The organism is Pseudomonas savastanoi, from assembly GCF_020917325.1.
Taxonomy (GTDB): domain Bacteria; phylum Pseudomonadota; class Gammaproteobacteria; order Pseudomonadales; family Pseudomonadaceae; genus Aquipseudomonas; species Aquipseudomonas amygdali.
The window spans coordinates 2,987,639-3,002,304 of record NZ_CP076652.1; the positions used below are offsets into that span (position 1 = coordinate 2,987,639).

Consider the following 14,666-nt stretch of genomic DNA (forward strand, 5'->3'; position numbering starts at 1 on the left):
TGCCTGTCGCAGGTCCAGGCGCAGACGACCTGGATCAGTGAGACGATCCACCTGACTGAGCGCGTCTTCATCCGGCGTCAGCGTGAGTGTGTGTACCGGCAATTGCGCCTGGCGGTGCACCACTTGCACCGCTTGCGGCAGGCCGGTCCAATGCACAGAACTGCGCAGCACATCATGGCGATCGATAACTGTTTGCAGCCCTTCAAGAAAGGCGTCAAGACGCGAACGGCTGTCGAACTCGATCGTCGAGCGCACCAGGTAGGCGTCGCGTTCATGATTCAGCAGGTAATGGAACAGGATGCCTTCTTGAAGCGGTACCAGCGGGTAGATGTCCTGGACATTGGTGGCTCCACCCGGAACGGCGGAGGTGATCAGTTCAATCTCATCAACGCTTAGCTCCACCAGCGGCAACATCTCTGGCGTCAATTGCGTGCAGTCGGCCGGGATGCGGTTAGCCGGTGCCTGGAACAAGGCTTGTTTGTCCTGGCTGATGGCCAAGGCCATTTCGCGCACGCTGGGCGCAGTGAATACAGTGTTTACGCTGAGACTCAGGCCCTGCTTGCGCAGACGGTCGATCAGCGAGACGGCCAGCAGTGAGTGGCCGCCCAGTTCGAAGAAATGGTCGTGACGGCCTACCTGCTCAATGCCCAGCAGGTCTTGCCAGATAGCCGCGATCTGCTCTTCGGTTTCGCCTTGCGGCACTTCGTAGCCACGACTGATCAGTGCATCACCGTCTGGTGCTGGCAGCGCCTTGCGATCCAGCTTGCCGTTCGGCGTCAGTGGCATTGAGTCGAGCAGCACATAGGCCATCGGGATCATGTAGGCCGGCAGTTGTTCCTGCAGCGAATCGCGCAAGCTGTCGATGTCTACCGAAGCATGCTCTGCTATCAGGGTGTAATAAGCTACCAAGCGTTTATCGCCCGGCACATCTTCACGAGCAGTGACCACCGCTTCGTGGACCGCAGGGTGTTTGGCCAGAGCGGCCTCGATTTCGCCGATCTCGATACGCAAGCCGCGGATCTTCACCTGGAAGTCATTACGGCCCAGGTATTCCAGCGCGCCGTTGGTCAGCCAGCGGCCCACGTCGCCGGTTTTGTACAGGCGGGCCTGCGGATCGCTGGAAAACGGGTCGGCGATGAAACGCTCGGCACTCAGCTGCGGCTGGTTCAAATAACCTCTTGCCACGCCGATGCCGCCAATGTGCAGCTCACCGGCCACACCCAGCGGTTGCAGCTGGCCCAGGGCATCCAGTACGTGCATCTGAATGTTGGCTATCGGACGGCCGATGGGCACGCTGTCGCCCGGATCCGTCGGACGGCATTCCCAGGCGGTAACGTCGATGGCCGCTTCGGTCGGGCCATACAGGTTGTGCAGTTCAACACCCTTGAGCTGTTGCTCGAAGCGGCGCTGCAACGCGCGAGGCAAAGCCTCGCCGCTGCACAGCACTCGACGCAATTGCGGGAAGTCGCGGGTTGAGCGGTGTTCCAGAAATACATCGAGCATTGAAGGCACAAAGTGCAGCAGGGTAATGCCCGCGTCACTCATGACCTGCGCCAGATAGTCGGGGTCCTGATGGCCTCCGGGACGCGCCATGACCAGTTCGGCACCGGCCAGCAGCGGCAGGAAAAACTCCCAGACCGACACGTCGAAGCCGAACGGGGTCTTTTGCAGTACCCGATCGTTGCTGTCCACGTGATAGGCGTCGCGCGCCCAGAGCAGGCGGTTGACCACGCCCAGGTGCTCGTTCATCACGCCTTTGGGCGTACCGGTGGATCCGGAGGTGTACAGCACATAGGCCAGGTGGTTTGGCTGCAAACCCAGGGCCTTGGCATCCGGATTAACGCTCGGCTGCCTAGTCAATTGCGCGAGGTCATCGCGGTCATCGAGCACCAGCACCGGAAGGTCCAGGGCCGGCAGGTTGTCGTGCAGATCCTGAGTGGTCAGCACTGCCTGCGGCGAGCTGTCCTCAAGCATATAGGCCTGACGCGCGCTCGGCAGGTCCGGGTCAATCGGTACATAGGCGCCACCGGCCTTGAGAATACCCAACAGCGCCACGACCATTTCCGGTCCGCGACGCAGGCTGACTGCAACTCGCGTATCCGGCTCCACGCCCAGTTCGATCAGGCGATGGGCGAGCTGGTTGGCCTGTTGGTTGAGTTCGGCGTAAGTGAGCAGCGCTCCGCTGTCGCCGCGTACGGCGCAAGTACCCGGACGCTGGGCGGCCTGTTGCTCGATCAGTTGGTGAATCAACACATCGCGAGGATAAGGGTGGGCAGTGTCATTGAAGCCCGCCAGCAACAGCTCGCGCTCATCGTCCGGCAGTATCGACAGGCTGTTCAACGCGGCATGCGGGGTGTGTTCCAGTGCTTCCACCAGGCTGTGCAGTGCAACCTGCATGTACTCGCCGATGCGCTGAGCATTGATTTGCTGGACGGCCTGAATAGTGAGCGTGAAAGCATCGCCCAGGTCATCGACGTTCAGGGTCAACGGGTAGTTGGTATTGTCTTCGGTGCCGAAAGACTCGATCCCTTCCCAGGCGGGGGCAGCTTGTGCCGAAACATCGCCCACGACACTGTGCCGGTAGTTGAGCAATGCACTGAATAGCGGCGTCGGTGCGGCCACGCCGCTGCAGCGCTGGGCGAGCACCAGCGGAGCATGCTCATGCCCCAGCAAGGATGTCAGCCGCTCGTGGGTCGCCTTCAATCCCTCGGCCACTGTCGTCGCGTCGATATCGACGCGCAGCGGCAAGGTATTGATAAACATGCCCAACGCACGGTCGGCACCGTCGCCGGCCTGCATACGGCCCAGCAGTACCGTGCCGAACACCACTTTTTCACAGGCCGAGACATTGCCCAGCACCCGCGCCCAGGCCAGGTGCATCAGGCTCGCGACGCTGACGCCTGCCTGTCGAGCCTGAGCCCGCAAACGCAGGCTCAGCTCGGCGGCCAGGGGCACGCTGGCCTCTTTGAGGTCACGGCCGCCGTCCTGCACATCCTGCACACCGAATGGCAGGGTCGGCTCGACGATGTCGCCGAGCATCTCGCGGAAGAACGCTTGGTGCTGAGCATCACGGCCCCCCAGGCGAGCCTGGGCGACATAGTTGCGATACGGCACCGTCTCAGCCAACGCATCGCCCTGACCGAGCAGGTGCGCCTGAATTTCATGCAGGACCACGGACAGGGAAGTGGCGTCGCTGACCAGGTGATGGGACAGCAGCATCGCCAGCCAGCGGTCGTTGACCGGGTCATGGCTATAGACAATGCGCATCAATGGCGCGTTACGCACATCAAGGCGGTAATCCCGAGGGTCGAAGCGCTGGTGCAATTGCTCGTCAACCGGGCCGTCTGCAGGGTCGAGGAACAACTCGGTGACTTGCAGTTCAGCCTGGCGCAGCACCACTTGCACCGGTTCATCGAGATCTTCCCACAGCACCGCAGTGCGCAGGATATCGTGGCGGTTGATCACGCCTTGCAAAGCGCCGCTGAAAGCGTCCAGCCGCGCCCGGTCAGATAAGCCGAACAGTGCTTTCAGGGTATAGGGATCGCCCTGTTCGGCACTGATATGGTGGTAAAGAATCCCCGCCTGCAACGGTGCCAGCGGGTAGATGTCCTGCACATTGGCAGCACCGCCGGGCACATCTTTCACCACGCGGTCGATCTGCGCCTGAGTAAGGCTGATCAGCGGCAGCAAGTCAGGGGTGATGTGTTCGCAACGTTCGGGAATCAGGTTAGCCGGCACCACGACGTCCGTGCCGCCATCGACTGCTGCGGCAAGCGCCGCCACGGTCGGCTGGCCGAACAGCACATGCACATCGGCACTCAGACCGACATCGCGCATTTGCTGAATCAATTTCACCGCCAGCAGCGAGTGGCCGCCCAGTTCGAAGAAGTGATCATGACGACCCACCTGTTTAACCTTGAGCACGTCGGCCCAGATCGACGCCAGCAGCGTTTCCACTTCGCCTTGCGGCGCTTCGTAACCGCGGCTGATCAGCGATTGCGCATCCGGAGCAGGCAGTGCCTTGCGATCCAGCTTGCCGTTGGGCGTCAAGGGCAGGCTGTCCAGCTGCACAAAAGCGCTGGGAACCATGTATTCGGGCAGGTGTTCAAGCAACTCTTTGCGCAGGTTTTCGGCGGGTGCCGGCTCGCCACACAGGTAGGCCACTAGACGCTTGCTGTCAGGTTGTGTCGGGTCGTCTGCGCGGGCAACCACTACCACTTCACGCACACCGGCGCACAAGGCCAGAGCGGCCTCGATTTCGCCGATCTCGATACGCAAGCCGCGGATCTTCACCTGGAAGTCATTACGGCCCAGGTATTCCAGCGCGCCATTGGCCAGCCAGCGGCCCACGTCGCCGGTTTTGTACAGACGGGCCTGCGGGTCGCTGGAAAACGGGTCAGCGACGAAACGCTCGGCACTCAATTCTGGCTGGTTCAGGTAACCCCTAGCCACGCCGATGCCGCCAATGTGCAGCTCACCGGCCACGCCCAGCGGTTGCAGCTGGCCCAGGGCATCCAGTACGTGCATCTGAATGTTGGCAATCGGACGGCCGATGGGCACGCTGTCGCCCGGGTCTGTCGGGCGGCATTCCCACGCAGTAACGTCGATGGCCGCTTCGGTCGGGCCATACAGGTTATGCAGTTCGACGCCCTTGAGGTGTTGCTCGAAGCGGCGCTGCAACGCACGAGGCAAGGCCTCGCCGCTGCACAGCACGCGGCGCAGTTGTGGGAAGTCGCGGGGCGAACGGTGTCCCAGAAATACGTCGAGCATTGAAGGCACAAAGTGCAGCAGGGTAATGCCTGCGTCACTCATTACCTGCGCCAGATAGTCGGGGTCCTGATGGCCACCGGGACGCGCCATGACCAGTTCGGCACCGGCCAGCAGCGGCAGGAAAAACTCCCAGACCGACACGTCGAAGCCGAACGGGGTCTTTTGCAGTACCCGATCCTGACTGTTCACTTTATAGGCGTCGCGCGCCCAGAGTAGGCGGTTGACCACACCAAGGTGCTCGTTCATCACGCCTTTGGGCGTGCCGGTGGAACCGGAGGTGTACAGCACGTAGGCCAGATGATTCGGCTGAAGACCCAGCGCTTTGGCATCCGGGTTGCCGGTCGGCTGTGCGGCAAGCTGTGCGCTGTCCTGGTGGTCATCCAGAATCAGTACAGGCAGCGTCATGGCCGGCAGGTTTTCGCTCAGGTCCAGAGTGGTCAGCACTGCCTGCGGCGAGCTGTCTTCGAGCATGTATGCCTGACGCGCGCTCGGCAGGTCTGGGTCGATCGGTACATAGGCGCCACCGGCCTTGAGGATACCCAACAGCGCCACGACCATTTCCGGACCGCGACGCAGGCTCACTGCGACCCGCGTATCCGGTTCCACGCCCAGTTCGATCAGGCGATGGGCGAGCTGGTTGGCCTGTTGGTTGAGTTCGGCGTAAGTGAGCAGCGGCCCGTTGTCGCCGCGTACGGCGCAAGTACCCGGACGCTGGGCGGCCTGTTGTTCGAACAGTTGGTGAATCAGGACATCGCGGGGATAGGCGAGGGCGGTTTGGTTGAAAGCTGCCAGTTGCTGATGCTCGTTTTGGCTCATCAGCGGGAAGTGTGCCAAAGGGTTGTCGTGTTGATTCAGCACAGCTTCAAGCATGGCGAAAATGCGCTGCTGTATGCGCTGAACTTCCTCGAAGGTGAAGTAAGCCGTGTTGAAGTTGAAGTCCAGGTGGATGTCTTCAGAGGGATGGTAATCGCGTACAAAGATCGCCATGGGCGTTTGTTCGTAGCCGTTGTCCAGCATCAGCACCCGCGCCGGGTCCTCGCAGCCGAACGTGACGTCACCATCGAAGCTTTCGAATGACAGTGAAACATCGAACAGCTGATGGCGTCCGGTTTGCGCCAGCCGCAGGCTACGGTTGAGTTCGGCAATCGGGAAACGCTGGTGACGGTAAGTGCGACGTAGTTGCGTACCGATGTTATTCATCAGGTCGACCAGCGTTGCATGCGGATCGAAGCCCACGCGAATCGGGCTGATCGAGGAAAACATCCCGATGGTGGCTTTCTGACGAGCATTGGTGCGGTTATGCACCGGCATTCCGACAACGATCTCATCGACGCCTACGGTACGGCAGAAATAGGTGCTGATCACTCCGACCAGTACATGAGCCACGGACAGGTTGCATTCGCTGGCAAACTGCGTAAGCGCGTTGTAAAGCGCGCGGGGCAACATGGCTTGAACCTGGTCACTGGGAGCTGGACCGTTGGTTACGCCTGTCTTGAAATCTGCTCTGCGTTGCAGCAGAACCGGCGGCAGTTGGGCGTAGGTCTGCTCCCAGAACAGTCGATCACGCTCGTAGCGAGAAGACGTCATGTAGGCCCTGTCTTCTTCAAGAAACGAGAGGTAAGAAGGCCCCTCAGCAAGCGTTTGCTTGCCTTCCAGCAAGCCTGAGTAGGCATCGCTTACGGCGTGCGCGATCAGCACTGCACCGATACCGTCGGCGACCAGGTGGTGCAAGCGATTGAACCAGTAATAAAGTTGCGGACCGCAACGAACCAGACGCGACTCCCAGAGTTGTCCGGTCATTGACTCAAAGGGTTGGCGGAAGGACTCGCGCAGATGCGCAATGGCATGCTCGGCGTCGCCGTCGACCTCAGGCAAGTCGGTCACTTCAAGCTTGAACGGCGCCTCGGACAGAACACGCTGGCCGCCCATACCACTCTCGTGGCTGAAACTCAGACGCAACGCGTCATGGCTGTCGATGACCATCTGGATGGCTTTCTCGAACAACACAATATCGATCTCGCCCTTGATCTCCAGAGTCATGCCGATGTTGTAGTAAGGCAGGTGCGGGTGTGTGAGCTGATCGAGCCAGATACCTTGCTGAACCGAAGCCAGCGAAAGGGGTTCTTGTTCTTGCGTGCACAGATTGTCGATCAACGAATTCATCTCAAAGCACCTGTTTGCGAAATCAATTGGCTCGTCTCCGGTCGAAGGGCGGCGCGGCATGTGGCTGGACGACTGCCAGTCGGAGGGAGGACTAAAAACATTGAAAAAAAAATAGAGCATCCCCTTGGGGATGTCTGTCGTGGGAAGCTGGGACAACTGCGGGCTTCCGGGCTGGGTGTTCAATGATTCAAGACTGTTCGGTATAAAGGCCCGGACCGATTCGACTGGCTTGTGGAGCGGGGTGGTGAAGGGAAGGTTGTTGATTGGTGCTGCGCCAGTGTGCCGCCTGGAAGGTGAGCCGGTTACCGCCGCGCTCAAGGCCGCAGCGCAGAGTGAAGTCGGGGGCCTGAGCCCCCGCCCTTTTATTCGCCGAGGTGTCGCGCGACTGTCAGGCGACAGCGGGCTGAAGAACTTCGTCCAGGAAGCTGAAGGCGGTGTGTTTCGATTGCGGGCTGGAGACAAAGAACGCGAGGTGGCTGCCATTATGTTCTATGTGCAGCGTGGCGTCCTTGATCGACGCAGCGATATGCCGTGAGCCACCGATGTGCGTCGTCGAGTCGGCATCGCCAGCCACGACCAGAGTTGGCGCGCTGATGCGCGCCAGTCGTGATGCCAGCTCGGTCTTGTTCAGTGCGTCATTCAAACGCGCATAGCGATAGAACAACTCGGGATTGACATAGGGGTAAAGCACCACGTGGGCAATGGACTCGGGGGTAGTGGCCAGCGTCGACTGGTCCAGGAACATCGCTTGCAGGTCAGCAGCCTCGCCGCGATCCTGAGCTGCGCTTTCCATCAGCCATTCGAAGTTTTGCTGATGAGCGGTGCGCAGGTCGTTGTCGCCCAGGTTGTAATCCCCATGCCACAGGCTCAGGGAGTTGACCCGGTCGGCATGGGCTGCAGCGGCGCTCAGGGCGATCACCGCGCCGCCGCAGATGCCCATCAGATGCGCGCTGGATAACCTGAAGTGATTCATTACGCTGATCATGTCGGCAACCTGGGCATCGGTGTCCACCGCGATCTGGTCGAACGCCTCGCAGGCACCGAACAGCCCCCGGGTCTCCCAGGTCACGACAAAAAAGCGCTCGCTCAAGGCGTCGAACCAGCCGCGGCAGAGATCGAACGGAATGCCGCAAGGCAATGCCAGAACTACAGGAGGCAGTTCGCGGTTGGCGCTGGCATGCACCAGCAATTGCGCATTGTCACGGGTGGTCAGGTGCAGTGTCTCTATGTGCGGTACTGCACCGCTGAATTCAAAATGCTTGAGCAGTCGACTGAATGCGGTTACGTCTCCAGCATCGTCGAAGTGCTCGTAGCTATAGTCGAGCGCTTCACAGATTTTTCGGCTTATAAAGTATTCGAACGACGACAGTTGTGCCTCGCCACCGTGCAAGTACTGCAGGGTGCGCACGCCGATGCGCGCAAACGCGGCATTGATCGCCCGCTCTGTGGCTCGCACGCTGGAGCAAGCCGGCTCTGGCAGCGGGCCGTTGGCCTGGGCGAAAAAGCTCAGGCACACGGGATCGGGCAAATTGAGAGCAAGGTGCCTGAGCATCCTCACCGTCTCGCACAGACGCATCGCTGCGTCGGAGGAAATAGTCATGGATCGTTACTCTTTTTGGGCGCTTTTTCAGGCACATTGCGCAAGGCTACTGTCGTCTGACGTAGTTGGATCAGACCGCTTCGAATTTTTTGCCGCGTGTGGTGTGGGTCACGAGACGGTTGTATTCCGGCGTTTCGTCACCGATCACCTGCACCGCGCCGTATTTCTCCAGGCTGATGCGGCCGCCGTACTCTTCGATGTGGTCCGAGTCCGGGTAGATGTGCACGAAGGAAGGTACATAGCGTGATGCGAAGCCCATGCGCATTTCCTGTGATTCGCCGCTGTGCGGATAGGACGCGTGCATCAGCGTCGACCAGAAAATGATGAACTGCCCGGCCTTCATCTGCATGGGTACAGCAGAGGCCTCGTCAGGTTTCCAGTTCTCATCGATCTGCAACTGGCGATAGTCGTAACCGAAGAAACCGCGACGCACGCCGTCCTTGACCACCGAATTGTTGGCATCGGGCTCATAGCTCATGCGCTTGGTTTCGTCATAGTTCATGCTGTTCTGGGTGCCAGGAATGAACTGCAGGCAACCATTGGCAATGTTCGCGTCAGTGAACGCCGTCCAGACGGTGATGGTGCCGCCGAACTCTTCGTTCTCCGGCCAGATGATCTGCGGTTTGCCGGAGGCATTGGCGAAGGTATCGGCCTGATGCCAGTCGGTGCCTTCATCACCCGGATATTTAGGAAAGAACTCGGTGCGCCAGCAGAGCACGTTCGGACCGAGGATGCTTTCGACGCGATCGCAGATTTCCGGGCGACAGATGTGGCTGGCCAGAAAGTCATCGTCCAGATGGCGGTCATAGTTGGCGATGTTGGTACCCCCGGAAATGGCGTCCAGGTCCTGATAGGCGGCAGCGCTACGGTCGAGCAGGCGCAGACGGGTGCGCTTCCAGGTTTCCTTCATTTCTTCTGGCGAATAGGCGTCAAACGGACCGATAAAGCCGTTTTTTTCGAACGAGGCACGCTGTTCCGCAGTTAAAGCGAATTTTTTGCTCATGAGCTTTTCCTTTTCGGTCAATGGGCTTGAACAAGGCTACGGGAGATGTGGTCGGCCAGGACTTTGGCCGTTGCGCCATCCGCCAGGATTCCTGGGTCGAGGTTGATTTTGTAGTGCGCTTTGAGCTTGCTAAGCGAACGGATCAGCGCCAGCGAGGTGCCACCGGAATCGAAGAAATCATCATTGACGCCGATGTTTTTCAGACCCAGATCTTCGCTCCAGACCTTGAGCACGAAGTGCTCCTGTTCACTGAGGCCCTTGACGTCTGCCGCACGTAAAGGCGTTGTGTCAGCGGTAGGCGAGGGCAGTTGTTGCTTGTCGATTTTGCCGTGGTGGGTCACCGGCAGCGATGCCAGCGGCACATACACCGAAGGCCGCATGTACTCCGGCAAACTTTCGGCCAGCAGTGCGGCAACTTCGCTGCGGATCTGTTCAGTCCAGGCATCGACGCCTTTGCCTGGCACCACGTAAGCCACCAGACGCAGGTCACCATCACCGTAATCGTGTACGCCGACATGGGCAGCGGCGATGTTCGGGCTGGTTTGCAGAGAGGCTTCGATCTCGCCCGGCTCGATGCGGAAACCGCTGATTTTCAATTGTTCATCGCAACGACCGGCGTAACGGTATTCACCATTACTCTCCAGGGTCATCAGGTCGCCAGTGCGGTAGGCGCGTACAGCACCGGGCAACTCGACGAAACGCTCGACGTTGAGCGCTTCACGGTTTAGATAGCCCTGAGCCACGCCGGCGCCTTCGATGTACAGCTCACCCGTGGTGCCTTCCGCGACCGGGGCCAGGCTTGCGTCAAGCAGGTGCAGGCGCCAGCCGTCCAGCGGTTTGCCGAGAGAAACCATGGCGGCTGTTTCCAGGTCCTGCGCCAACACTCGCTTGAAGGTGGTGTGAACGGTGGCCTCGGTGATGCCGTACATGTTGATGAGCGCAGGCTTCTGGTCGCCATGGCGCTCGACCCAGGGACGCAGCACGGTAGCGGGCAACGCTTCGCCGCCGAAGACCACGTAGCGCAGGGCAAGAGGTGCAGTATTGCCACGATCAGCTTCATCAAGACCGCGGAAGGCCGATGGTGTCTGGCTGAGCACGGTGACGCGCTGATCGGCAAGCCACTGACGCAGGCTGGCAGGAGAGCGCGAGACTTCATACGGCACTATAGCCACCTGGCCGCCGTGGGCGAGGGCACCCCAGATTTCCCAGACCGAGAAGTCAAAACCGATGGAGTGGAACATCGACCAGACGTCCTGGGCGTTGAAGTCATAGGCGCGCTGGGTACTTTCCAGCAGGCGACTGACGTTGCCATGGGAAACCTGCACGCCTTTGGGCTCACCGGTGGAGCCAGAGGTGTAGATGATGTAGGCAGTGACCTGATCCGGGTCTGAACGGCCGTCTTCGGCAGCCAGTTTCAGCGCCGGTGCGGACAGCAACTCGTCAAGGGCCAATACGCGCAGAGACGGTATTTTCGGCAGATCTGCAGCATCGCCGATGATCAGGCTGAGGCCGCTGTCGCGCATGATGTGTTCGACGCGCCTGCCAGGGTATTGCGGGTCAACCGGCACATACGCGCCGCCGGCCTTGAGAATGCCCAGCAGGCTGATGACCAGATCGACGCTACGCGACATGTACATCCCCACACGCATTCCGTGGGTCACACCTTCACTGCGTAAACGCGCAGCCAGCTTGGTCGAGAGTGCTTCAAGCTGTGCGTAGCTCAAGGTCCTGAGCGTATCACTGACTGCGATGCGCTCAGGAAATTGACGTGCCCTGTCACTGAATATCTCGTGCAGAAAAGCACCGGGCTTGAGAGGGGCTGACGCGGCGCCAAGCGATTCGTCAGTGTTCTTGATCGGCATGACAAAGGCTCCTGTTTAGTAACCAGGTGCAGCGTTCAAATCCACTGCACTCGAGACATCCCTGCGGCCTGAAGGATCTGTTCGGAGGGCCGGCAAAATCCGCAGTTGGCGCATTTCAGCACCGACTGCCGGCTTGCGTCTGTCGAGGGAAATGGGGACAAGGCCCTGCTGAACACCATGAATTCGCTTTGACATGCTGCGCGACCGCTGTCCCGGAATGCGGTGACAGACGCCCCCCGGCCATCAGTGTTTTTATTCTTGCGCGGTGCTGGAACGTGTTGGTCTGGCACCAAACAACGTGGATGTGAAGGGCTGAGGTCCAGGAGTTTATTCATGAGTCTTCAAGCTAACACTGCGCCCGTTTTCGCTGACGAACAGCGAGCGGAGGCGCCAACGTGGCCCGACGGAGCCGCTGACCCCTCGGTGCGGTTGTCCCTGCTGGCTGCTGGCATCAGTTTGCCAATGGTCGTCGAGCCAATCGCTGACGGGCTGGACCCGGCTCAGTGGGCGAGCGAGCGACGCGAGGCAATCGAGGCATTGTTGTGTCGTCACGGCGCGGTGTTGTTTCGCGGGTTTGACCTGCCTTCGGTCGCCGCCTTCGAAGCATTTGCCGAGGCGCTGTCGCCTGGCCTGCACGGCACATACGGCGATCTTCCAAAGAAGGAAGGCGGGCGCAATGTCTATCGCTCAACGCCGTATCCCGAGCGCGAAATGATCCTTTATCACAACGAGAGTTCGCACCTGGAAAGCTGGCCTCGCAAGCAGTGGTTCTTCTGTGAGAAGCCATCGAAAGTGGGCGGGGCAACGCCGCTGGCGGACATTCGCCAGGTGCTCGCCTATCTGCCCAAAGAGGTGGTCGAGCGCTTTGAAAGCAAAGGCCTGCTTTACAGCCGCACCTTCACTGCCGGTGTCGAGCCGAGCTGGGAATCGTTCTTCGGCACCTCTGAGCGCAGCGTTATTGAACAGCGTTGCCGCGAGCAAGGTACAGACTTCGAATGGCTTGACGGCGACACGCTGCAGCTTCGCACCCGGTGCCCGGCGGTGATCAGCCATCCGTTCACCGGCGAGCGTGGCTTTTTCAATCAGGTGCAGTTGCATCACCCCTATTGCATGGGCGAAGAGCTACGCGAGGACCTGCTCGATATGTTCGGCCCCGACCGCCTGCCAAGGTTGGTCAGCTATGGCGACGGCTCAGCCATCGAAGACTCGGTGATGGCCTTGATCGGTGATGCCTACGAGGCTTGCGCAGTGCGCTTCGACTGGCGCAAGGGCGATGTGGTGATGCTTGACAACATGCTCGTCGCCCATGCCCGAGATCCTTATGAAGAGCCCCGGCTGATAGTTGTGGCCATGGGTGAAATGACCGATCGGGGCGATGTCTGGCAACCGGCCTGAATGATCGATATCCATTGATACCGTCAGGGCTTTCACACATCGGCGCCCACGCGGACCAAGCATCCAAGGACAGCAACCAATGAAAACCAAGCAAGAAAAGAAGGCCAGACCAGGCTCGATCATGCGTCTGTTGTGGAGCAGCCATCCCTGGCTGACGTTCTTTACGCTGCTGACCGGGCTCATCAGCGGCGTTGCGTCCATTGCCGTGGTCAATGTGATCAACCAGGCGATTCACGAAGAGACCTTTCAGCGTGAGTCGTTGTTCTGGTTCGTTGGCCTGAGCCTGGTTGCCCTGGTTTTCCGCAACGGTGCGTCGCTGTTTCCGGCCTACGCCAGCATGCGCATCATGACCCGTATGCGCATTGCCCTGTGCCGCAAGATCCTCGGCACGCCGCTTGAGGAAATCGACCGCCGTGGTGCGCCGAATGTGCTGACCCTGCTGACCAGTGATATGCCCCAACTCAACGCTACGCTGTTGGTCATGCCAACGATCCTGGTGGAGTCGGCGGTGTTCCTGTTCGGCATTGCCTACCTGTCCTACCTGTCCTGGGTGGTGTTTGCGATAACCATCTCGCTGATGGTGCTGGGCGTTGCAATGTACATGCTGTTTTTCATGGGTGGCATGAAGTTCACCCACAAGGTGCGCGACGAGTTCACGGCCTTCAACGAATACACACACGCGCTGGTGTTCGGCCTCAAGGAACTGAAACTCAACGGTATTCGCCGCCGCTGGTTCAGCCGCTCGGCGATCCAGGAGTCTTCGGTGCGGGTCGCGAAGTACAACTACATTGAACGGCTCTGGTTCACTGGCGCCGAAAACGTTGGCCAGTTGACCCTGTCGTTGCTGGTCGGCTGCCTGCTGTTCGTTGCGCCGATGTTCGCTGTTATCGATGCCAGGACCATGAGTGCCAGTGTGTTGGCGGTGCTGTACATCATGGGCCCGCTGGTAATGCTGGTCAGCGCCATGCCGATGCTGGCCCAAGGACGTATTGCCTGCACGCGCCTGGCGGATTTCGGATTCTCCATCAACGAACCGCACCCAGAACCGGAAACCAGCGATGCGGACAATGTGCTGCTCCTCGATCACAAGAAGTCATGGGGCAGTATCCAGCTGAAGAACGTACACATGAACTACAAGGACCCGCAGAGCAGTTCCGGTTTTGCCTTGGGACCTATCGACCTGACGATCCACTCCGGTGAGCTGGTCTACATCGTCGGCGGCAACGGTTGTGGCAAAAGCACCCTGGCCAAAGTGTTTTGCGGCCTGTACATCCCGCAAGAGGGTCAACTACTGCTCGACGGTACGGCGGTCACAGACGACTCGCGCGGCAACTATCGCGATCTGTTCTCGGCGGTGTTCTCTGACTTCCATGTGTTCAACCGATTGATAGGTCCTGACGAGAAAGAACATCCCAGCACCGATCAGGCGCAGAAATACCTGTCGACTCTGGGCCTGGAAGAAAAGGTCAAGATCGAGGGACTTGGTTACTCGACCACCACGGACTTGTCATACGGCCAGCAGAAACGCCTGGCACTGGTTTGCGCCTACCTGGAGGACCGTCCGATTTACCTGCTGGACGAGTGGGCCGCCGACCAGGACCCGCCGTTCAAGCGTTTCTTTTACGAGGAATTGCTGCCGGACCTCAAACGTCGCGGCAAGACGATCCTGATCATTACTCACGACGATCAGTACTTCCAGTTGGCCGACCGCATCATCAAGTTGGCCGACGGTTGCATCGTCTCCGACGTGAAGTGCGAAGTCCAGGGCAAGCGCGCCTGAACTCAAGTGCAGTCCAAATTCCCAGGGATGGTCCTTCACAAAACTGCATGAAGCAGGCTCGTCCCTGGCTCCGAATCGACTACCGGTTATCGC

General features: G+C 59.7%; 6 protein-coding genes (1 of these 6 cut by a window edge). 2 read left to right on the plus strand and 4 right to left on the minus strand.

Annotated elements, in window-relative coordinates; all coding sequences use genetic code 11:
• The 4 genes from syrE to syrB1 form a co-directional block, all read right to left on the minus strand.
• Positions 1 to 6,933 carry the start of a syringomycin E biosynthesis non-ribosomal peptide synthetase SyrE gene (syrE, locus tag KP808_RS12755; RefSeq protein ID WP_230018770.1) on the minus strand. 21,438 nt of this gene lie to the left of the window's left edge, so 6,933 of the gene's 28,371 nt are visible here — the first part of the coding sequence; it begins with the start codon at positions 6,931 to 6,933; the stop codon falls past the left edge of the window.
• 388 nt (positions 6,934 to 7,321) lie between these two features.
• The gene (syrC, locus tag KP808_RS12760; RefSeq protein WP_230018772.1) at positions 7,322 to 8,533 is read right to left on the minus strand and encodes a syringomycin E biosynthesis aminoacyltransferase SyrC; all 1,212 of its coding nucleotides are present in this window, start codon (positions 8,531 to 8,533) and stop codon (positions 7,322 to 7,324) included.
• A gap of 70 nt (positions 8,534 to 8,603) precedes the next feature.
• Positions 8,604 to 9,536, minus strand: a complete 933-nt coding sequence (gene syrB2, locus KP808_RS12765; protein ID WP_003349549.1) for a syringomycin E biosynthesis L-threonyl-[L-threonyl-carrier protein] 4-chlorinase SyrB2 — start codon at positions 9,534 to 9,536, stop codon at positions 8,604 to 8,606.
• Positions 9,537 to 9,553: 17 nt separating this feature from the next.
• Positions 9,554 to 11,398, minus strand: a complete 1,845-nt coding sequence (gene syrB1 / locus KP808_RS12770) for a syringomycin E biosynthesis L-threonine--[L-threonyl-carrier protein] ligase SyrB1 (protein ID WP_230018774.1) — start codon at positions 11,396 to 11,398, stop codon at positions 9,554 to 9,556.
• 333 nt (positions 11,399 to 11,731) lie between these two features.
• Here syrB1 and KP808_RS12775 point away from each other — a divergent pair, with 333 nt between their 5' ends.
• Together KP808_RS12775 and syrD are read left to right on the plus strand one after the other, a co-directional pair.
• A complete protein-coding gene (locus tag KP808_RS12775; protein ID WP_058409409.1) occupies positions 11,732 to 12,793 on the plus strand; it encodes a TauD/TfdA family dioxygenase in 1,062 nt (353 codons plus the stop codon).
• Positions 12,794 to 12,872: 79 nt separating this feature from the next.
• Positions 12,873 to 14,573, plus strand: a complete 1,701-nt coding sequence (syrD, locus tag KP808_RS12780) for a cyclic peptide syringomycin export ABC transporter SyrD (RefSeq protein WP_230016207.1) — start codon at positions 12,873 to 12,875, stop codon at positions 14,571 to 14,573.
• The last annotated feature ends 93 nt before the right edge of the window (positions 14,574 to 14,666 follow it).

Coding starts and splice junctions, on each gene's coding strand:
- syrB1 (WP_230018774.1), bottom strand. CDS start 11,398: ATGCCGATCAAGAACACTGACGAATCGCTTGGCGCCGCGTCAGCCCCT.
- KP808_RS12775 (WP_058409409.1), top strand. CDS start 11,732: ATGAGTCTTCAAGCTAACACTGCGCCCGTTTTCGCTGACGAACAGCGA.
- syrC (WP_230018772.1), bottom strand. CDS start 8,533: ATGACTATTTCCTCCGACGCAGCGATGCGTCTGTGCGAGACGGTGAGG.
- syrD (WP_230016207.1), top strand. CDS start 12,873: ATGAAAACCAAGCAAGAAAAGAAGGCCAGACCAGGCTCGATCATGCGT.
- syrB2 (WP_003349549.1), bottom strand. CDS start 9,536: ATGAGCAAAAAATTCGCTTTAACTGCGGAACAGCGTGCCTCGTTCGAA.